This window comes from Cupriavidus sp. USMAA2-4 (genome assembly GCF_001854305.1).
Classification (GTDB): domain Bacteria; phylum Pseudomonadota; class Gammaproteobacteria; order Burkholderiales; family Burkholderiaceae; genus Cupriavidus; species Cupriavidus malaysiensis.
Genome location: NZ_CP017749.1, coordinates 702,024 through 721,061, shown reverse-complemented (window position 1 = coordinate 721,061; position 19,038 = coordinate 702,024). Strand labels below are relative to the sequence as shown.

Here is a 19,038-nt window from a genome sequence, read left to right as displayed (position 1 = left end):
ACGACCATGCGCAATGTTCCCGCCGCGCTGCCCGCCTGGGCCGACGATCCCGCCGCCGTGCGCGCCGCCATCCGGCGCGGCGCCTGGCGCGGCCACACCGCCGGCATGGCGCCGGGGCGCGTGCAAGGCAACCTGATGATCCTGCCGCGCCGCTGGGCCGACGATTTCCTCGGCTACTGCCGTGCCAACCCGGTGCCGTGCCCGCTGATCGGCATGACCGAGCCCGGCTCGCCCCTGGTGCCGGTGCTGGGCGAGGACGTCGACCTGCGCACCGACGTGCCGCGCTACCGCGTCTGGCGCGACGGCGTGCTCGCCGGGGAATGCGAAGACATCACGGCGTTGTGGCGCGACGACTTCGTCGGCTTCGTGCTGGGTTGCTCGCTGTCCTTCGAGCATGCGCTGCAGGCCGCCGGCCTGGCCGTGCGCCATGTCGACGAGGGCAAGGTGGTGCCGATGTACCGCACCCGCCTGCAGACCGTGCCCGTGGGCCCGTTCCGCGGCCCCATGGTGGTGTCGATGCGCCCGTACACGCCGGCGCAGGCCGCCCTCGCCGCGCGCATCTGCGCCGGGCTGCCGGGGGCGCACGGCGCGCCCGTGCAGGTCGGCGATGCCGCCGCGCTCGGCATCGCCGACGTGGGCGTGCCGGACGAAGGCGAGCCCACCGCGATCCTGCCGGGCGAAGTGCCGGTGTTCTGGGGCTGCGGCGTGACGCCGCAGGCCGCCGCCGTCGAGGCGCGCCTGCCGCTGTGCATCACGCATGCTCCGGGCCATATGCTGGTGGGGGATACGCCGATCGAGGCGGTGCGGGTGTTGTGAGGGGCGGCCCGGGGCGCCGGGTGGCGCTCCGGGCCGTGCCTTGCCGGCGCGAAAAAAAGCGCAGGAAAGCACAAATCCCGCAGGTTGCGCTCTCACGTACCCGGTCTGGCGCGCTCTACACTCGTCGCACCAGCGCCCGCGCAGCGGTCTCTTCCGCTCCGCGGGCGCGCTCATCATCGCGGCGATCAGCCGGCGGCCGACTCCATGGATACTGCGCGAACTCTCGAAACCGGCATCGCTTCCCTGCCCCTGCCCCTGCCGACAACGCTTGCGAACGGCGCAGCGCCGGCGTCTCCGTCACCGGCATCGCCGTTCCACTTCGCCACGCGCATGGCCCGCGTACAGAGTTCCGCGGTGCGCGACCTGCTGAAGTACAGCAAGATGCCCGGCATGATCTCGCTGGCCGGGGGCATCCCGGCGCCGGACCTGTTCGATACCGAGGGGCTGCACGAGGCGCTGGCCGCGGCCCTGGCGCCGGATGCCGCGGGTGCCTTCCAGTACGGCCTGACCGAGGGTGAGGCCGCCTTGCGCGAGCAGATCGCGCAACTGCTGCAACAGCGCGGCATCGAGGCCGCGGCGGACGGCATCCTGGTCACCTCCGGCTCGCAGCAGGGACTCGACCTGGCGGCGCGCGTGCTGCTGAATCCGGGCGACACCGTGCTGGTGGAGCGCCCTTCCTACCTGGCGGCGCTGCAGGCCTTCGCGCTGGCCGAGGCCGACATCGTTTCCGTGCCGTCGGACGAGCAGGGCATCGACGTCGACTGGATCGAGGCCTACGTATCGCGCCATCCGGTCAAGGCGGTCTATGTGGTGCCGAACTTCGGCAACCCGGGCGGACGCACCCTCAGCCTGGCGCGCCGGCAACAGCTGGTCCGGCTGGCGGCGCGCACCGGCACCTACCTGATCGAAGACGATCCCTACGGCGAACTGCGGCTGTCGGGAAGCCCGGTGGCCAGCATCCAGGCGCTCGCCGCCGGCACGCCGGCGCAAGCGCGCACGCTGTATCTGTCCTCGTTCTCCAAGATCCTGTCGCCCGGGCTGCGGGTCGGCTGGATGGTGCTGCCGCCCGCGCTGTTCGAGCAGGCCGCGCTGGCCAAGCAGGCCATCGACCTCCACAGCTGCAGCCTGTCCCAGCGGCTGATCGGCGCCTATCTCGCCGCGGGTCGGCTGGCGCCGCGCCTCGCGGTGCTGCGCGACGCGTACCGGCAGCGCCGCGATGCGCTGGTGTCGGCGCTGCGCCGGCACCTGGGTACCGCGATCGCCTTCCACGAGCCGGAGGGCGGCATGTTCCTGTGGGCGCGCTTCGCCCCGGAGGTGGATGCGGCGCGCGTCCTGAAGGCAGCGCTCGACGCCGGCGTGATCTTCGTGCCTGGCGCCGCTTTCTTTGCCGCTGCCCCCGAGCACAACACGCTGCGCCTGTCCTATTCGACGATCGACGAAGCGCGGGCCGAAGTCGGTGCGATACGCCTGGCCAAGGCGCTGCACCATGCCGGCGGGGGCATGCTGCATGCCGCCGCCGACTGACCCGGGCCGAAGGGGAGGGCCAGGAGGAGAGCGGTCCCGCCGCGCCGGTAGAATGGGGAGCCAATGACCGGGGGGGGCAGGGCGATGACCGTACGCAAGCTCGATTTCCGCAAGCCGGAAGACCATGCCGCGCTGTTCGCCAGCGCTCCGGTGCGCAGCAGTGCGGCGCATGGATGGACGGATCTCTACTTCGAGCGCCGCGATGACAGCCTGTTCCACACCGCCGAACATGCCATCGACGGACACTACCTGATGGTCAAGCTCAATCCGCTTTCCATCGCGGAGCGCCGCATCGACGGCAAGCGCCATACCGAAGTGCAGCGCCGTGGCTCGACCGCCTATGTGCCCAGCGGTTGCGGGCACAGTGTGCGTTATGTGCGTCCGCTCGGCAGCCTGTGCCTGATGACCTTGCCCGAGGACACCCTGCGCGAGGTGGCCGACGAACTCGGCGTGGCGCGCATCGCCATGGCGCCGGCGTTCGCCGAGGCGCCGGACCATTTCGTGCTGAACGCATTCGAGACCCTGGACCGGGAACTGCAGGATGGCAACCCGCACGGCGCCTTGATCGGCCAGACCTATGCGCGCCTGGTGGCGGCCCATGTCCTGACGTGCCACGGTGGCGCCGGCGCCCGCCGCGACGGGCGTCCGGCCGCATTGACCGCGGCCCGCATCCAACGGCTGGACGAGTACATCGAGGCGCGAATCGCCTGCCCGATCGCACTGGAAGAGCTGGCGCGGCTGGCGGCCCTCAGTCCCTTCCATTTTTCGCGCGTGTTCAAGGCCGCGACCGGGCTGTCTCCCTACCAGTACGTGCTGCACAAGCGCATCGAGTTTGCCTGCGCCTTGCTGCGGCGGGGCGAACTCGCGATGGACGCCATCGCGACGGCATGCGGCTTCTGCGATGGCGCGCAGTTCTCCAGGCAGTTCAAGAAGATCCGCGGCATCGCGCCATCGGCGTATCGCGCCGGCTGGCGCGAGCAGGTGGCATGGCAGCGTGCCCTGCCGCGCGTCGCCAGGCCTTAGTCCACTGAGTCACAAGTTCATTCTTCCACGAACTTAAGACCCAGGCCTCAGGCCTCAGGCTGATACCAGCCGGCCTCAGGACGACACTGGCCGGCGGCTCGTCGCAGAATGAAAAAAAGCCCGGGCAACACGCCCTGGCCTTGCGGCCGGCGCGGTGCCCGGGCTTCGTCTGCCGGCAGGGCGGCGGTGGCCGCCGCTGCCGCGTCGATCAGTTGCCGCTGGAAGCGGGTGCGGCCGGAGCGGCCGGTGCTGCCGGGGCGGCCTTCTTGCTGTGCTTCTTCGTGTGCGAGGCCTTGCCCTTGCTGCTGGTCAGGTCGGCGCGCGTGCTCTTGTTGGCGCCCTGGGTGTACGGGTCGAACTTCTCGCCGGCCTTGGCACCATCGGTGTACGGGTCGGCCTTGCCCATCTTGGCGCCGTCGGTATAGGGGTCGGCCTTGCCGGCCTTGGCGCCCTGGGTATAGGGATCGGCCTTGCCGGTGGTCTGGGCTTGCGCGGCGATCGAGGCAGCGCCCAGGCAAAGGGCAAAAGCGGTGATGGCGATCTTCTTCATAATCGTGAGGGCTCCGTCGGGTGCCGCCTTGCTGGCAGCGCAATGCGTTGGGACTACATGCTGACCGGACATCGGTCATTTCCGCTAACGTGCGCCGGAAGCGGCGAGTTGACGCAGGAATGCTGTCCGCTGACCAGATGGCTGAACACACTGTTTGCTGCCATGGACAATACGCGGTCGCGGTGGTGCTGCGGCAATCGGAACGGCAATCGGAAATGGCTGCCGGGGCTGCCGGCGCACTGTGGCGCTGGCCGTGCCCGGCACAGGGGCAACGGCGCCGCCGCGCGGGCGTGGCCTGAGAATACCGGGCGCGGATGCGGCGGGGCGCCTTTTACGGCACCTCGTGCGCCGCGCATGGTGCGATCCTCGGCCGACGCCCCGGCCTGCATGGCGGAACCGCGTGCCGTGCCGCCCCGGATCCGCAGAGATTCCCCCGGCCCCGGGCCATCGATCATGGACAAGCTCGTTTCCGTGCCGTATGCGGCATCTTGAACGGCATTCCAGCGGTACCCGTCCCCCCCGTCCACCCGTCGCATCCCCCGCTCCACCCGGTCTCCGCCGCCACCGGTTTCGCGGGTCGCCACCTCAGTGCTTGCCCGTGGCTTAGCGGGCCTCGGAGGTCAAGGAGAGGCCGCCCCTTGCCGATAAACGCAAGGGGCGGCCGACGCATGGCCTGTCCCATTACACATAAAACGGGGATTGGGGAGAAACATCTATGTGGGGAGCCACTTTGCGCACGACAGCCCTCGTGTGCAGCGCAGCGCTGCTGGGCGCCTGCGCGCAGCACTACGGCAATCGCGTGGCGGCGACGTCCGACAGCTTCCGCGCGGGCAACGTCGACGCGGCGATCGCCGCGCAGGACAAGGCTTATGAGGGCGTCGCGCCCGAAGACCGCGACCTGCTGTATTTCCTGGAACGCGGCGAATTGATGCGCATGCGTCCAGGCAGCCTGCAGGCCAGCACCGATGCCTGGCTCGCCGCGACGGACAAGGTCAAGGGCTGGGAGGACGAAAGCCGCGACAAGCTGGCCAAGAGTGCCGGTGACCTGGGGGCGCTGTTGCTGAGCGAATCGCTGAGCCGCTATGACGGGCAGGACTACGAGAAGGTCCTGCTCAGCACGCGCCTGGCGCAGAACCAGCTGATGGCCGGCCGCTGGGACGATGCGCGGGTGGAAATCCGGCGCATGTATGAGCGCGAAGCCCTGATCGCCTCCTTGCGCGACAAGGAGGTACAGGCCCTCAAGGACGAGGCGGAGAAGAAGGGCGGCAAGAGCGCCGAAGTCCAGCTCAAGGAAATCAAGGGTTATCCGGTGGAGATCTTCGACGATCCCGCCGTGACGGGCTTGCGCAATGCCTACCAGAGCGCGGCCTCGCATTACCTGGCCGGCTTCGTCTTCGAAGCCTTGGGCGAACCCAGCCTGGCCACCGCGGGCTACCGGCAGGCGATCGAGCTGCGCCCGGATATCCCGATGCTGCAGAAGGGGCTGGAAGGCGTGGCCGCGGGCAAGCGGGTACCGGCCGGCAAGACGGACGTGCTGTTCATCATCGAGACCGGCAGCATGCCGGCGCGCGACTCGGTCAAGATCACGCTGCCGCTGCCGATCGGCGCCGGGGTGAAACTGCTGACGACCTCCTATCCGGTGATCCGTCCCGCGCGCGACAACTTCGTGCCTGCCTCGCTGACGGTGGGCGACAGCACCGTGCCGGCTGCCCAGGTGACCAGCCTGGATGCCATGGCGCGGCGCGCGCTGAAGGACCAGATGCCGGCCATGGTGGCACGCAGCATGGTGCGCATGGCCGTCTCCGGCGCCGCGCAGGAGGCGCTGCAACGCAATGGCGGCGCGTTCGGATCGCTGATGAGCCTGGCGGTCGGCGTGGGCGGCGCCATCAACGAGAACGCGGATACGCGGCAGTGGCGCACGCTGCCGGCGAACATCTCGCTGGCGCGCGCCGTGGTGCCGAGCGGCACCGTGCCGGTCTCGTTCGGCGCAGGGCCGGGCAGCCTCCGCCAGGAGGTCAAGGTGGACGGCACCTACGCGGTGGTGGTGCTGCGTCCGCTGGGCAGCCAGTTGACGGCGCTGGTGTCGCAGCCGGGCTCCGGCCTGGTGGCCGCGGCGCCGTCCGCGCCCGAGCCGTCCCGGCGCGTCGCGCACCGTCCGGCCAAGGTGACGGCGAAAAGCGTGTCCAAGGCGCAGTGAGCCGTTTCTTCGCACGGCTGCGCAGTCAGCCGTATCCGGGCCGGCGCACGCCGGCCCTTTTCCCTTTTCCCGTTTCCTTTTCCCGTTTCGATTCGTATCCGACTCTATGACGAAGCCGATATTCCGTGCCTTTCCCCTGGCTGCCCTGGTGGCCGTCTGTACGCTGCCGGCCGTGCCCCTGGCGGCCGCGCATGCCGAGACCATCGCCTCCAAGGTCGTGCAGCTGGGCCAGATGAACCAGGTCAGCGTGAGCGCGCTGCGCGCCACCGAGCGCAATGGCCACCTGCTGCTGCAGGTGCAGTTCACCAACGCCTCGACCGGCTACCAGTCCCTTGCCTACCGGGTCAAGTGGCTGGACCAGGACCAGTTCAGCGTCTGGGAGGACGAAGCCTGGAAGCCGCTGATGCTGAACGGCCTGCAATCGGTCAGCGTCCAGGCGCTGGCGCCGACCCGCACCGCTACCGATTTCCGCATCGAAGTGCATGCCGTTGACAACTCCGCCCCGGCGATGGGTGCCCGTTAGCCCGGCTTTCCCTTTGCTTTGTATTGCCTGACCCGATAAAAGGAACCCTGCATCATGACTCCGCTCCTGCGATCCTCCTCTCTTGCCGCCGTGCTCGCCGCCGGCACCTTGCTGGCCGGCTGTGCCAATGTCGCCGGCCCGCGCGTGGAAGGCAATGTCACGTATGGCGATGCCAAGGCAGTCGAGACCCTGACCAACGAATTCGGCTCGACCGACCTGCAGACCATCGCCGAGGCGATGACGCGCTCCCTGCTGCAGTCGCGCCCCATCACGGCACCGCGCGAAGCCCCTGTGCTGACGCTGGCCGAAGTCAGGAACAAGACTGGTGAATACATCGACACCCGCGCGATTACCGAGAAGATCCGCAATCAATTGCTCAAGAGCGGCGCCGTACGCTTCACCACGGCCGGGACCGACATGCAGGGCCAGCTCGACGAGTTGCAGCGCCAGAACCAGACCGGCCTCTACAAGAACAGTGGCAAGGCCAGGATGGGCCAGATGCAGGCGGCCAAGTACCGCCTGGAGGGCAACATCACCTCGATCACCAAGCGCACCGCGAGCGTCAAGGACGTCTACTACATCTTCAACCTGACCCTGGTCGACAACGAGTCGGGGATGCTGGAGTGGGCCGACGAGAAGGAAATCCGCAAGACCTCGGCGCGCTGAGGCAGGGAGCAGACCGATGCTACGTTTCATGCTGGCGGTGGTGGCCGCCGTGGCCTGTTCCGGCGCCGTCGCGCAAGTCAAGATCGCGGTGGCGGACCTTGCCTACAAGGATACCGTGCGCGAGTCCTTCTACTACGAGGCCGGCTATCAGAAGTCGCGTGACAGCGGCTCCGCCAGCTATCAGGACAGCGCCTGGTCGGGCAGCGGCCGGGCCGCCTTTGCCTCGTCGCAGGAGTCCGGCTACGTCAAGGCGAGCGGCGAGATGACGCGGATCGAGTATGGCGAGCTGCGCCGTTTCACCGCGGATATCAAGGGCGAGCTGATCAAGGGCCGTGCCGTGCGCGTGGTGCAGGGCAAGCCGTACTCCGGCCCGCCTTCGGAGGCGCTGTTCAATGTGCGCGAGCGCATCCGCAAGGGAGACTTCGCGGGGGCCGACTACGTGTTGTTCGGCGTGGTCAACAGCGTCGAGTGGCGCAACGATGTCCAGCCGGTGCAGGGCACGCGCAACTCCATGCTGCTCTACAGCCTGGAACTGGGCACCGAGTTCAGCCTGATCAATACCCGCACGATGGAGGTGCGCGCCGCGTTCTCCGCGGTGGGCGAGGGCAACGACAACAAGATCTGGTCCGCCGGCGCCGTACTGACGCCCAACAAGGCCCGTGTCATGCAGGCCGTGTCGCGTTCCCTCGCGGAGGACGCCGTGCGCCAGCTGGATGAGCAGTTCGGCGCGGCGGGCGGCCGCGCCACGGCGGGGGATGGCGACCCGGGCGTGGCGTCCGCCGCCGCGCGTGGTGCCGACCGGCGCCAAGCCGTGGCTCCTGCGGTCAAGGTGTTCGACTGAGCCGCGCCGCAGCGGGCGGGGCGGTCCGCCGCGCAGAGCCGGCGGGCCGCGGCGAGGTGCGGTGATCCGCACCGCCTTCCCTGTTCCTTGAGCGACCGCCGGACGGCAGGGCGGCATCGCAGCCTGCCTGGCCGTCCGCCATCCTGCCGGCGCGTCGCCCCGCTCCGGTCCGTTGCCGGGGCGGAGCGCGGCCATCGCATCCAAGGCACTGGCAACATTGCCGCCTTGTCCTATAATCATTGACTACGCAATGATTGATGGCGCAATAAATGACAATCACGTCACGCGAGGCACCCCCGGCCGGCCAGGTGCTGCCTTTCTGGGAGTCGCTGATGGCGATGTTCGGCATCGCCTTCGTGGTGATGCTGGTGGCCCTGGACCAGACCGTGGTCGGCACGGCGCTGCCGACCGTGGTGGCCGAGCTGCAAGGCTTCGAGTACTACGCCTGGGTGGCCACCGCCTACCTGCTGGCGTCCGTGATCACGGTGCCGATCTTCGGCCGTCTGGGCGACTACTACGGGCGCAAGCCTTTCGTGATGGCCTCCATCATTGTCTTCACCGGCGCGTCCGCCCTGTGCGGGATGGCCACCAGCATGCCCTTCCTGGTGCTGGCGCGCGCCCTGCAGGGCATCGGCGGCGGTATGCTGGTGGGCACCGCCTTCGCCTGCATTCCCGACCTGTTTCCGGATTCCCATGTGCGCCTGCGCTGGCAGGTGATGATGAGCGCGGCCTTCGGCATCGCCAATGCGATCGGGCCGTCGCTGGGTGGCGTGCTGACCGAGTGGTACGGCTGGCGCGCGGTGTTCTACGTCAACCTGCCGGTCGGCCTGCTGGGCCTGGTCTTTGCCTGGCGCTACCTGCCGCACCTGCGCCACCAGTCGCATGCGGGTCCGATCCGGGTGGACTGGCTGGGCGCGGCGCTGATCGGCCTGGGGCTGGGCAGCCTGCAGTTGAGCGTGGAACTGCTGCCGCGCCACGGTTTCGGCGCCGGTACCGTCGGTCTGCTGCTGCTCGCGGTGGCGGCGCTGGTGGGGTTGTGGCACTGGGAGCGGCGCTCGCCCAATCCGATCCTGCCGCTCGATATGTTCCGCAATCCCGGCCTGGCGCCGCTGTTCCTGCTGGCGGTGCTGGTCGGCTTCACGATGTTCTCGCTGCTGCTGTACGCGCCGCTGCTGTTCCAGGGCGGCTTCGGCTACTCGCCGAAGGAGGCCGGCCTGCTGGTCACGCCGCTGGTGGTCTGCATCACCGTGGGCAGTATCCTGAACGGCCGTATCATCACGCGCGTGCGCAACCCGAACGCCATGCTGTATGCGGGCTTTATCATGCTGGCGCTGGCTTGCCTGGGCCTGTCGCAGGCGACCCGCGACATGTCGCGGCACCTGCTGCTGGCGCTGATGCTGGTGGGCGGCTTCGGCCTGGGCTTCATCATGCCCAACCTGACCGTGTTCGCGCAGCAGACCGCGGGCCGCACGCAACTGGGCATCGCCACGGCGATGCTGCAGTCGCTGCGCATGGTGGGCGGCATGGCCGGCACCGCGCTGATCGGCACGCTGGTCGACCGCCGCTATGCCGATGGCGTGCGCGCGGCGCTTGCCGGCGCGGGAGCGAATGACTGGATGCCGCGCCTGGGCGATCCGCAGGTACTGATCGACAAGGCCGCGCAGTCCGGCCTGCTGGCGCAGCTGCACCAGGCCGGCCACAACGGGGCGCTGCTGCTGGAGCAGGCGCGCCTGTCGCTGGTCGGGGCGATCCATCTCGGGCTGGTGCTCGGCGCCGTGGTAGCCGCCCTCGGCATCTGGCTGGCGCGCCGCGTGCCGCCGATCAAGCTGGAGCGCGCCGTCAAGCAGGCGACGATGGCTGCCGAATAGCACGGCACCGAAGCATCGAAGCATCGAAGCATCAAGGCGGAAGCCTGGAGGAACTGGAGTGGAATTGGAGCGACAAAGCCTGGCGGTGCTGCAGCAGTTCGGGCGGACCTATCGGGCCTACGCCTCGGCGTTCGAGCAGTGCGTCGGCTTGCCGATGCCGCGTTGGCGCATTCTCTACGCGCTCTACAACGATGCCGAGCCGATCGCGCAGAAGCCGCTGGCCGATCGTGTGGCCATGGACCCGGGCGCGCTGACGCGCCAGTTGAAGGCATTGCAGGAACTGGGCTGGGTCGAGCGCAATACGAGCGAGCGCGACAATCGCGTGACGCACGTCACGCTGTCCGCGGCCGGCCGCGAGGTGGTGGCGCGGAACCTGCCGCGCCGCTCGGCCTTCCTGCAGGACGTGCTCGACAAGGTGACCGCCGACAAGCTGGAGCATCTGTCGGAAGGGCTGCAACAGCTCGAAGCCGGCATCGCCGAAGCACTGGCGCGCGTGCGCGACGCCGAAGACGTGGCCTGAGCGCCGGGCAGCCGCAGCCGGCCACGCCGGCTCGTCCCTGCGGCGCCGGACTACCTCCTCGGCCCTTCCTGATTCCCGCCTGCGTGTCGCGCGCCGGATCGCGTGCGCGGCCTTCCGCTTTCCCTTCCGCCGTGTCCGCCGTGGTCCGATGGCCGGGTTTGGCCGCCGGCGGCCCCGCTCTCCGTCAGTACCCGCTGCCCGGTGCCGGCGCGCCAGCGCCGAGCAAGGCCGCCACGGCGTGCGGATCGGACGGGAAGTAGAAATGCACGTAAGAGGCCGTCAGGCTGCCGCAGCGGTAGATCGCCTCGCCGCGCGCGCCGTCGCGCGGCGAGGTGGCGTGCGTGGCCGCGACCAGCGGGCTGTCGGCCTGCGAATAGTGGAAGGTGTGGCCGCGCAGCGTGCCCTCGGGCAACGCCACCGCTTGCGGCCCGAGTGCGCTGAGCCGGCGCTGCATGCGCACCGTGCCCGGCAGCAGGCCTGCCATGGCGTGGCTGAGCCCTTCCTTGTCGACCAGCGTATCGAACAGCGCCATCATGCCGCCGCACTCGGCCAGCATGGGCAGGCCGGCACCGTGGGCGTCGCGCAGCGCATCCAGCATGCCGCGGTTGGCGGCCAGCTGCGCGGCGTGCAGTTCCGGGTAGCCGCCGGGCAGCCACAGCGCATCGCAGGCGGGCAGCCTGGCGTCGGCCAGCGGCGAGAAGAAGGCCAGGCGCGCACCCATCGCCGCCAGCAGCTCGAGGTTGGCCGGATAGAGAAAGCGGAAGGCGGCATCGCGCGCCACCGCGACGGTCTTGCCGGCCAGCAGCGGCGGCGGCGGGATGGCCGCCACGTCGGCGAAGGCTACCGGCGCCGGCAGTTGCGCGACCGGCTGCGTCGCGAGCAGGTCGGCGAGGGCGTCGAGGCGCTCGCCCAGGTCGGGCAGTTCATCGGCTGCCAGCAGGCCGAGATGCCGTTCAGGCAGCGAGGCGCGCGCCTCGCGTGGCAGCGTGCCTGCCCAGCCGATGCCGGCCGGCACGCTGGCCTGCAGCATCTGCGCGTGGCGTGCCGAGGCGACACCGTTGGCCAGTACCTGCATGCCGGGCAGCGCACCGCCGTAGTTCGCCAGCCCGAGGGCGATCGCGCCGAAGGTCTGCGCCATCGCGCCGGCCTGGATCACACCCAGCACCGGCAGTCCGAAGCGGCGCGCCAGGTCGGCGCTGCTGGGCTCGCCGTCGTGCAGGCCCATCACGCCTTCCACCAGCAGCAGGTCGGCGTCACGCGCGGCCTCGGCCAGGCGCGCGGCGGCATCGTCGGCGCCGGTCATCCAGAGGTCGAGCGAGTGCACCGGAGCGCCGCTGGCATAGGCCAGCAGCGACGGATCGAGGAAGTCGGGGCCGGCCTTGAAGACGCGCACGCGGAGGCCCTGGCGGCGGTGCAGGCGCGCCAGCGCGGCAGTCACCGTGGTCTTGCCCTGGCCGGAGGCCGGAGCGGCGACCAGCAGCGCGGGGGCGCGCAGTGTGGCGGGCGGAGCGGAAGCGGGGCGGGGCATGGCGGAAGCGGCCGCGGCAGGGCGGCGGGCGGTTTGTCGGCGCCGGATTATATCGGGCCGCTCCGCGCCAGCGCGACCGTAGCGGCGGTGCCCGGCAGTACCAGGCCGCTGTGCGCGGCGTAGGCGAACAGCTCCTGGTCGTTGCATGCGCCCAGCTTGCGCATGGCCGACAGTTTCTGGCTGCTGACGGTCTTGATGCTGCGGTGGCTGGCGCGCGCGATGTCCGTGAGCGAGCTGCCGTTGAGGTACAGGCGCAGCACTTCGATCTCGCGCGGGCTGAGCCCTTGCAGGCCGGGCAGGCCCGGCTCGCCCGGTTCGCCGTAGCCGAGCGCGGCGGCGAGGATGCGCAAGGCGGAGCGTCCCACGTAGAAGAGGCCGCGCTGCACCTGCGCGATGGCAAGCGCCATCTCCGCCGGCGGCGCGTCCTTGAGCACCAGTCCGTGCACGCCGGTGCGCAGGATGGCGCGCAGCACCGCCGGGTTGGTGATCATGGTGAGGACGATGACCTGGCCTTGAGGCAGGCAGCGCCGCAGCGCGCGCAGCAGGCGGATGCCGTCCTTGGCGTTGGGCGCGGGCATGTGGTAGTCGGTCAGCACGATGTCGGGGCGCAAGGCCTCGGTGGCGCTCAGCAGTTCGGCCGCGCTCGCAGCCTCGCCACAGACCTCCCAGCCCGGTCGCCCATGCAGCAGGCCGCGCAGGCCGGCGGGGACGATCGGGTGGTCATCCGCAATCAGGATTCTCAATGCCATGTCGGACGTCTCCCTCCATCGTTGAGCGCGGCATGCCAGGCGAGGGGCCGCGGCTAGGCGAGGATAGCGGCCGCTACCGCGCACGGGAGGAAGACTTTTCGCAAATTACCTGCCGTGGCGGTGGCAGCGGCCCCGCCCAGGTGCCAGCGCGGCGCCGGCTTCCCGACCTCACGCCGAGGCGCAGGCGGCCTGCCGCTCGCTTGCCGCGCGGCGCTGCTCCAGGGCCTTGGCCGGGTCGCGCAGGATGGCGCTGCCGATCTCCATCATCTCGTGCAGCGCGGTGGCGCGCGTGCGCGCAGGCATCCAGAAATGCAGGGCGGCCCAGTCCGGGAAGCTATTGGGCGTGGGCAGCAGCCGGGTAGGTTGGTCGCGCGCTACCAGCGGTACGTTGAAGTCCAGCAGCGGACAGATGCCACCGGTGGCGCGCAACAGCGAGATCTGCGTATGCCAGGAGGGCGCCACGGTCTCGCGGTGGCCGGGATCCCCCGCATGGCGGGCAAGGTAGGTGCGCAGCGGGCTGCCCGGCTCGCTGTCCTCCTGCAGCAGGATCCAGTCGCCATCGGCGTGCGGCTCCGCCTCGCTGCCCGGCCGGGCAGCACTGACCAGGCGGCGCGGGGTGGCCAGGATGCTGTGCTGGGCGATGCCTGCCGCCGCGTACTGGCTGTCGATTACGAAGGCACAGTCGATCTCGCCCTGTTCCAGGTGCCGCGACAGCGCCGCATCGGCGCGCACCGGGCGCGTAACGAAATGGTTGTGCGGGAATTGCTCGCACAGGGCGGTGAGGATTTCCGTGATGACCGGGTCGCCGATCGAGGCGGAGAAACCGATGCTGACGCGCGCGCCATGTGCCGCCGCTTCGGGCGGCGGCTCGTCGCCGCGCACGATCTGCGCCCACTTGGCGAGCATCAGGCGAGCGGTCTGTTCCAGCCGCAGGGCATGCGGGGTCGGCTCGAGCACGCCCTTGCGCTTGATGAAGAGCGGGTCGCCGGTGATTTCGCGCAGGCGTGCCAGGCTGTAGGCGACGGTCGGCACGCGGCCGCGGGTATAGGCAGCCACCGCGCCGAGGTCGCGGTACTCCATGAGCAAGACAAAGATCTGCAGCAGCTTGGTGCTGACGTGTCGCATGCTGACTACTCCCGTTCTGTTTGCCGCCGCGCTGCGGCGACACTTCGCTAGGAGCCGGCATCCGGCTGTGCAACGCCGCTTGCTGCCCGCCGCGCGCACACCTGGGCTAGCGCGGTGTGCGGATGGATTGCGGCGAGGCGACAGGCAAGCGCTGCCATCCGGATGAGACCGGCATGTCGGCAGTGTCTCCCCAATTCCTTGCAGACCGGTGGCTGCGTCGGCGCTCCCTATCGCAGACCGGCATGACCGGCCTGGCAGTGGCCGGTGCGGCAGCGCCGCGTCCCCCTCTGATCTGACGTGTGATCTGACGTGCGACGGATGACGCGGGGGATCGAAATTTTGTTTCAATTTGGCAAGCTTAATACAGTAACTAGATCGATACTAGGCGTTCAGGCGGTTTTCCATGGCAATTCGAACGGGTCCGAATCGGGTAGCATTTTTGTTCGTACATGGTGACATGAGCGCCCGCGCGGTGACCGGAATGCCTGGGCGCGCGTCCGTGGCGCCGCGCGCGGGTGAGTGCAATCGGCTTAATACGGGCCGCGAAGACACTGAATTGCCTTCCCCGGCAGGACTCGGCTAACGTCGCGGACAAGGACCGGCCACCGCATGATCGGCGGTGCGCCGCGGGCGATGTCACCGAGTGCGGAGGGAACCCCGTGAATAGACGCTTTTCCGAGGAGCAGATCCGTTCCTACCTGGCGGAGGCCGCCAGCGGCGTGCCGGTGCGCGAGTTGTGCGCACGCTATGGATTCAGCGATGCATCGTTCTACGGCTGGCGCATCCGTTATGGACAGAGGCCGCCGGGCAGCAGCGCGGAAGTCCGCAAGCTGCGCGAACTGCAGGAAGAAAACGCGCGTCTGAAAGGGATGCTGGCCGATGCCCTGCTCAAGCTGGAGATGCTGCGCCGCCGCGGTGGCCGCGAAGCCGCTGCCAAGGAGCGCTGAATCCTGTGATGGCTGGCGGTTCGGACCGCGCAGTTTCCCGCCCTGCTGCAACACTCAGGTAAACATGAACACGATCCGCGTTTCCTTCGTCCTCCCCCTGCTGCTGTGGCTGTGGTCCGCGCCGGCTACCGTGCAGGCGAGTGATTCCTTGCCCCAGCCGATGGTGGCGCCGCCACCGCCGCGCCTGATCGACGGCGCGAGCGGCGCCGATACGATGCCGGCCTTGCCGGCGTCGGGCAATGACGACGGCACGCTGTCGCCGGCCCAGCGGCAGCGCTGCGAGGATCTGCTGAACCAGATCAATGCGCTGCCCGCGGGACCGCAATGGTCGGTGGGGCGATCCTCGGTGACCACCGCGGACGGCCGCACGTATCCGTCGCTCGAGCGGCAGGCGGACCGCAAGCGCTTGCAGGAGGCCTATCGGCAGGAGTGCGCGCAGCGGCGGCGCTGATCCGCCGGCGCGGTGGCGCGCCTAGGCGGCCTGGCGGCTGGCGTGCACGGTGCCGCGCGCGGCCGTGCCGTGGGGGTCGGGGAGATGGCTGGCATCCGCGTAGACGGCGGCAAGCCCGCCCTGGTCGACGATGCGCAGCAGCTTGTGGCGCACGGTGATCAGGCCCGCCGAGGCGAAGCGCGACAGCAGCCGCGAGACGGTTTCGAGTGTCAGTCCCAGGTAGCTGGCGATGTCGTTGCGCGACATGGCCAGGGTCAGCGAGTCGCCGCCGCCGCGCCGGCCGTGTTCGCCGGCCAGGTCCAGCAGCAGCATGGCGAGGCGTTGCGCGGCCTTCATCGAACCGATCGCCACCAGCAAGGTGCGCTCGCGTTCGGTGTTCCGGCGCAGGGTGTCCAGCACCATGGCGCGGAACTCGGGCAGGCGCATCTGCATGCGCAGGCTCTCGACCGGCACCACGCAGCAGCTCGCATCCTGCAGGGCGATGGCGCTCGTGGTGTGTGCGGTGCTGTCGTGCGCTTCCAGGCCGAGTACGTCGCCGGCCAGTGTGAAGCTGGTGATCTGGCGCCATCCCAGCGACGACTCGAACATATTCTTGATGCTGCCCTTGCGCAGCGGATAGACCGCCAGCGCCGGACGGCCCTGCTGGTACAGCAGTTGTCCCGCGCGCAACTGGATGCGCGAGGGACACAGGTCGCGCGGCGGGGGATCCTGGGAGGGTGCGATGCGCTCCGCACTTCTGCAGACCTGGCGGAAGGGGCAGAGAGGGCACGCGGGGGCGTCGTCGTGCGGCCTGGCCATATCTCGATCATTCCGGTTGCCGATGCTGGCGACAGTATAAGGGCGCCTTGCTGCCGTGCAGCTTGCCGGCGTGATGCATTCTTTTAGTCGGCGAATTGAAGATTTTCGCGCATAGCAGGCTGGGGTCTGGACATTCTCCGGCTTCTATGTGCCGAATTTGTCACCTTCATCGGTGGTGGCTCTGTGCTATGCTGCAACGCAGCAACAAAGTCATGCAGTAACAAAGAGCGAGACGCGAAACCCGCGCTCGACGAGCAGGAGTCCACATGGCCAATAGCCTGTCAGGCGACTGGCGCGCGCAACTGCGACGGTTCAGCCGGGTGCAGGACCAGACCGCGCGGCAGTTGCGAGCCTGGCTGGATCGCCTCGATGCGCTGAATCCGGCAAGTCCCCCGCGGCAGGCGCGCCGCACCCTCCCGCCTGCACCGCAGCGGGAACATCCTTCCGAGCCCCCGCCGGGCAAGTGGTACAGCCAGCAGTTGCGGCTGCCGCCCAAGCCGGGCGAACTGCTGCCGCAGCTCGGCTTCCGCCTGTACGTGCCGTCCTGGGCGCATCCGCGCGAGCCGCTGCCGCTGGTGGTGATGCTGCACGGCTGCCGGCAGACGCCCGAGGAGCTGGCAGCCGGCACGCGCATGAATGCCCTGGCCGAGCGGGAAGGGTTCCTTGTGGCCTATCCGCAACAGCCGCTGCGCCGCCAGTTGCAGCGCTGCTGGCAGTGGTTCGACCTGGCATCGGAGCAGGGCGGGCGTGAGGTGCAGGCTATCGCCGCGCTGATCGACGCGCTGGCGCTGGAGCCGGGCGTATGTTCCGACCAGGTCTACCTGGCGGGCATGTCGGCCGGCGCCGCAATGGCAGCGGTGGTCGCCTTGCGCCATCCGGACAAGATCGCCGCCGTGGGCCTGCACTCGGGCGTGGTGGTGGGGGCGGCCGACACGGCGCGTGCCGGGCTGACCGCCATGCGTGCGGGCTCCGTCACCGATCCGGCCGTGCTGCTGGATGCCGCCGGCATCGTGCCAGGCGGGCCGGCGATGCCTGCCATCGTGATGCACGGGCTGGCCGACGACGCGGTCGCGCCGCTCAACGGGCGCCTGCTGGCCCGCCAGTTCCTCGCCTACAACCGCCTGGGCGGGGCTTTGCCTGCGCTGGCGGGGACGGCTGCGCAGGCATTGGCGCCGGGGGAGTGTACCGAGGTACGGTTCGGCCGCTGGCAGCGCGACCTCGTCGTGCTGCACGAGGTCGCCGGCCTGGGCCATGCGTGGAGCGGTGGCGACGCGCGCTACGGCTATCACGCGGACCTCGGCCCGGACGCCAGCGCGATGATGTGGGACTTCTTCCGCGCGCACCGGCGCTGGCGCTAGCCGGCCGATGCCGCGTGGCGCGCGCTCAGTCGGGCGCGCGCTGCTTGACGAAGAGGGCCGTCAGCATGCCCAGCACGCACAGCGCCACCACATAGTGAGCCGGTGCCAGCGGGTTGCTCTTCAGCATCAGCGTGACGATCATCGGCGTCAGCCCGCCGAAGATCGCGTACGACAGGTTGTAAGAGAACGACAGGCCGGAGAAGCGCACCTGGGCCGGGAAGGCCTTGACCAGCACGTAGGGCACCGCGCCGATGGTGCCGACGAAGAAGCCGGCCAGCGCGTAGAGCGGCAGCAGCAGGTCGGGGCGGTCATGGATGACCGTGTAGAAGGCGTAGGCGCTGGCTGCCAGCAGCGCGCCCCCGACGAACAGCGTGAGCCGCGCGCCGATGCGGTCGGCGGCCAGGCCGGCCACCACGCAGCCTACCGTCAGGCACAGCGTCGCCACGCTGTTGGCCACCAGCGCGGTGCGCGCGTCGAAGCCGTAGAGCTTCTGCAGGAAGGTGGGGGTCATCAGGATCACCACCACGATGCCGGCCGACAGCATCCAGGTCAGCAGCATCGACACCGCCACCGCGCCGCGGTGGTCGCGTACCACCGCCTTGAGCGGCATCTCGGCGGCCAGCGCCTTGCGCTGCTGCAGTTCGGCGAACACCGGTGTCTCGTGCAGCCAGCGGCGCAGGTACATCGAGCCGATGCCGAACACACCGCCCAGCAGGAAGGGCACGCGCCAGCCCCAATCGGCCAGCTCGGCAGGATTGAAGATGGTGTTGATGCCGGTCGCCACCAGGGAGCCCAGCAGGATGCCGGCGGTCAGGCCGGCCGTCAGCGTGCCGCAGGCATAGCCGACGTGGCGCGCCGGCACGTGCTCGGAGACGAAGACCCAGGCGCCGGGCACCTCGCCACCCACGGCCGCGCCCTGCATCACGCGCAGCAACAGCAGCAGCAGCGGGGCGAACAGGCCGATCACGTGATAGGTCGGCAGCAGGCCCATCAGCAGCGTCGGTACCGACATCAGCAGGATGGACAGCGTGAACATCTTCTTGCGGCCCAGCAGGTCGCCGAAGTGGGCCATGACGATGCCGCCCAGCGGGCGCGCCAGGTAGCCGGCGGCGAAGATGCCGAAGGTCTGCAGCTGGCGCAGCCACTCCGGAACCGAGGGCGGGAAGAACAACTGCCCGATCACGGTGGCGAAGAAGACGAAGATGATGAAATCGTAGAACTCGAGCGCGCCGCCGAGGGCGGCGAGCGCGAGCGTCTTGTAATCCTGGCCGGTCAGCGGACGGGCGTGCGCGCTGCCGCGCGCGCCGGCCGTGCCGACGGTGCTGCTGGTAGACATGTGGAGACTCGCATGGAAGAGATCGCATGCGAAGCGGGCAACACGGATGACGTGGAGTTGGGGGCGGCCGGAGGGTACAGCGCAGGGACGCAGGCTCTGAGTGGCGGGTAAGCCGCAGGCTTGCGACGGGCGCTTCGCAAAGTCGGGAAGATTACCAGATCGCCCGGAGCCTTGTCTTATATAAAAGACTGCAAATGCCCTTGCAATGCTGTAACGCC

18 protein-coding genes are annotated in these 19,038 nt (G+C 69.5%); 12 read left to right on the top strand and 6 right to left on the bottom strand.

Annotated features, from left to right (window positions below; genetic code table 11):
* Positions 1 to 6: 6 nt before the first annotated feature.
* The 3 genes from BKK79_RS23260 (at position 7) to BKK79_RS23250 (ending at position 3,363) form a co-directional block, all read left to right on the top strand.
* Entirely contained in the window at positions 7 to 816 is an 810-nt protein-coding gene (locus BKK79_RS23260; RefSeq protein ID WP_071038926.1) for a putative hydro-lyase, read from the top strand.
* Between the two features lie 330 nt (positions 817 to 1,146).
* Positions 1,147 to 2,340 carry an aminotransferase-like domain-containing protein gene (locus tag BKK79_RS23255; protein WP_071038925.1) on the top strand — a complete coding sequence of 398 codons (1,194 nt, stop codon included), beginning with the start codon at positions 1,147 to 1,149 and terminating at the stop codon, positions 2,338 to 2,340.
* 84 nt (positions 2,341 to 2,424) lie between these two features.
* Complete coding sequence (locus BKK79_RS23250; RefSeq protein WP_071038924.1) at positions 2,425 to 3,363, top strand: AraC family transcriptional regulator; 939 nt, start codon at positions 2,425 to 2,427, stop codon at positions 3,361 to 3,363.
* Between the two features lie 208 nt (positions 3,364 to 3,571).
* Here the strand turns inward: BKK79_RS23250 and BKK79_RS23245 are convergent, their stop codons facing one another.
* Positions 3,572 to 3,913, bottom strand: coding sequence for an amino acid ABC transporter permease (locus BKK79_RS23245; protein ID WP_071018294.1), 342 nt, complete (start codon positions 3,911 to 3,913; stop codon positions 3,572 to 3,574).
* Positions 3,914 to 4,628: 715 nt separating this feature from the next.
* Between BKK79_RS23245 and BKK79_RS23240 the strand changes: the two genes are divergently transcribed.
* The 6 genes from BKK79_RS23240 to BKK79_RS23215 all read left to right on the top strand — a co-directional run bounded on the left by BKK79_RS23240 (position 4,629) and on the right by BKK79_RS23215 (position 10,528).
* A complete protein-coding gene (locus BKK79_RS23240; protein WP_071018296.1) occupies positions 4,629 to 6,110 on the top strand; it encodes a COG3014 family protein in 1,482 nt (493 codons plus the stop codon).
* Positions 6,111 to 6,216: 106 nt separating this feature from the next.
* Positions 6,217 to 6,633, top strand: a complete 417-nt coding sequence (locus tag BKK79_RS23235) for a YcfL family protein (protein WP_071018297.1) — start codon at positions 6,217 to 6,219, stop codon at positions 6,631 to 6,633.
* A gap of 54 nt (positions 6,634 to 6,687) precedes the next feature.
* Entirely contained in the window at positions 6,688 to 7,299 is a 612-nt protein-coding gene (lpoB, locus tag BKK79_RS23230) for a penicillin-binding protein activator LpoB (RefSeq protein WP_071018299.1), read from the top strand.
* Positions 7,300 to 7,315: 16 nt separating this feature from the next.
* A complete protein-coding gene (locus BKK79_RS23225; RefSeq protein ID WP_071018300.1) occupies positions 7,316 to 8,140 on the top strand; it encodes a hypothetical protein in 825 nt (274 codons plus the stop codon).
* 269 nt (positions 8,141 to 8,409) lie between these two features.
* Positions 8,410 to 10,008, top strand: a complete 1,599-nt coding sequence (locus BKK79_RS23220; RefSeq protein WP_071018302.1) for an MFS transporter — start codon at positions 8,410 to 8,412, stop codon at positions 10,006 to 10,008.
* A 58-nt stretch (positions 10,009 to 10,066) separates the two neighbouring features.
* Complete coding sequence (locus BKK79_RS23215; protein ID WP_071018304.1) at positions 10,067 to 10,528, top strand: MarR family winged helix-turn-helix transcriptional regulator; 462 nt, start codon at positions 10,067 to 10,069, stop codon at positions 10,526 to 10,528.
* Positions 10,529 to 10,712: 184 nt separating this feature from the next.
* Here the strand turns inward: BKK79_RS23215 and BKK79_RS23210 are convergent, their stop codons facing one another.
* The 3 genes from BKK79_RS23210 to BKK79_RS23200 form a co-directional block, all read right to left on the bottom strand.
* The gene (locus BKK79_RS23210; RefSeq protein ID WP_071038922.1) at positions 10,713 to 12,056 is read right to left on the bottom strand and encodes a cobyrinate a,c-diamide synthase; all 1,344 of its coding nucleotides are present in this window, start codon (positions 12,054 to 12,056) and stop codon (positions 10,713 to 10,715) included.
* A gap of 47 nt (positions 12,057 to 12,103) precedes the next feature.
* On the bottom strand, positions 12,104 to 12,805 hold the full coding sequence (locus BKK79_RS23205; RefSeq protein WP_071018308.1) for a response regulator transcription factor: 702 nt from the start codon (positions 12,803 to 12,805) through the stop codon (positions 12,104 to 12,106).
* A 168-nt stretch (positions 12,806 to 12,973) separates the two neighbouring features.
* On the bottom strand, positions 12,974 to 13,930 hold the full coding sequence (locus tag BKK79_RS23200) for a LysR family transcriptional regulator (protein ID WP_071018310.1): 957 nt from the start codon (positions 13,928 to 13,930) through the stop codon (positions 12,974 to 12,976).
* A gap of 659 nt (positions 13,931 to 14,589) precedes the next feature.
* On the opposite strand from BKK79_RS23200, the gene BKK79_RS41180 reads away from it, so the two are divergent.
* Entirely contained in the window at positions 14,590 to 14,877 is a 288-nt protein-coding gene (locus BKK79_RS41180; RefSeq protein WP_071018312.1) for a transposase, read from the top strand.
* A gap of 64 nt (positions 14,878 to 14,941) precedes the next feature.
* Positions 14,942 to 15,328: a hypothetical protein gene (locus tag BKK79_RS23190; RefSeq protein WP_071038921.1), complete on the top strand. Its 387-nt coding sequence runs from the start codon at positions 14,942 to 14,944 to the stop codon at positions 15,326 to 15,328.
* Positions 15,329 to 15,349: 21 nt separating this feature from the next.
* Here the strand turns inward: BKK79_RS23190 and BKK79_RS23185 are convergent, their stop codons facing one another.
* Positions 15,350 to 15,997, bottom strand: a complete 648-nt coding sequence (locus BKK79_RS23185) for a helix-turn-helix domain-containing protein (RefSeq protein ID WP_335582890.1) — start codon at positions 15,995 to 15,997, stop codon at positions 15,350 to 15,352.
* Positions 15,998 to 16,392: 395 nt separating this feature from the next.
* On the opposite strand from BKK79_RS23185, the gene BKK79_RS23180 reads away from it, so the two are divergent.
* Positions 16,393 to 17,484: an extracellular catalytic domain type 1 short-chain-length polyhydroxyalkanoate depolymerase gene (locus tag BKK79_RS23180; protein ID WP_071018316.1), complete on the top strand. Its 1,092-nt coding sequence runs from the start codon at positions 16,393 to 16,395 to the stop codon at positions 17,482 to 17,484.
* Positions 17,485 to 17,509: 25 nt separating this feature from the next.
* Here the strand turns inward: BKK79_RS23180 and BKK79_RS23175 are convergent, their stop codons facing one another.
* Positions 17,510 to 18,820, bottom strand: coding sequence for an MFS transporter (locus BKK79_RS23175; protein WP_071018318.1), 1,311 nt, complete (start codon positions 18,818 to 18,820; stop codon positions 17,510 to 17,512).
* Positions 18,821 to 19,038: the final 218 nt, after the last annotated feature.

Coding starts and splice junctions, on each gene's coding strand:
- BKK79_RS23190 (WP_071038921.1), top strand. CDS start 14,942: ATGAACACGATCCGCGTTTCCTTCGTCCTCCCCCTGCTGCTGTGGCTG.
- BKK79_RS23260 (WP_071038926.1), top strand. CDS start 7: ATGCGCAATGTTCCCGCCGCGCTGCCCGCCTGGGCCGACGATCCCGCC.
- BKK79_RS23255 (WP_071038925.1), top strand. CDS start 1,147: ATGGCCCGCGTACAGAGTTCCGCGGTGCGCGACCTGCTGAAGTACAGC.
- BKK79_RS23200 (WP_071018310.1), bottom strand. CDS start 13,930: ATGCGACACGTCAGCACCAAGCTGCTGCAGATCTTTGTCTTGCTCATG.
- BKK79_RS23235 (WP_071018297.1), top strand. CDS start 6,217: ATGACGAAGCCGATATTCCGTGCCTTTCCCCTGGCTGCCCTGGTGGCC.
- BKK79_RS23240 (WP_071018296.1), top strand. CDS start 4,629: ATGTGGGGAGCCACTTTGCGCACGACAGCCCTCGTGTGCAGCGCAGCG.
- BKK79_RS23220 (WP_071018302.1), top strand. CDS start 8,410: ATGACAATCACGTCACGCGAGGCACCCCCGGCCGGCCAGGTGCTGCCT.
- BKK79_RS23210 (WP_071038922.1), bottom strand. CDS start 12,056: ATGCCCCGCCCCGCTTCCGCTCCGCCCGCCACACTGCGCGCCCCCGCG.
- BKK79_RS23225 (WP_071018300.1), top strand. CDS start 7,316: ATGCTACGTTTCATGCTGGCGGTGGTGGCCGCCGTGGCCTGTTCCGGC.
- BKK79_RS23245 (WP_071018294.1), bottom strand. CDS start 3,913: ATGAAGAAGATCGCCATCACCGCTTTTGCCCTTTGCCTGGGCGCTGCC.
- BKK79_RS23250 (WP_071038924.1), top strand. CDS start 2,425: ATGACCGTACGCAAGCTCGATTTCCGCAAGCCGGAAGACCATGCCGCG.
- BKK79_RS23175 (WP_071018318.1), bottom strand. CDS start 18,820: ATGTCTACCAGCAGCACCGTCGGCACGGCCGGCGCGCGCGGCAGCGCG.
- BKK79_RS23180 (WP_071018316.1), top strand. CDS start 16,393: ATGGCCAATAGCCTGTCAGGCGACTGGCGCGCGCAACTGCGACGGTTC.
- lpoB (WP_071018299.1), top strand. CDS start 6,688: ATGACTCCGCTCCTGCGATCCTCCTCTCTTGCCGCCGTGCTCGCCGCC.
- BKK79_RS23205 (WP_071018308.1), bottom strand. CDS start 12,805: ATGGCATTGAGAATCCTGATTGCGGATGACCACCCGATCGTCCCCGCC.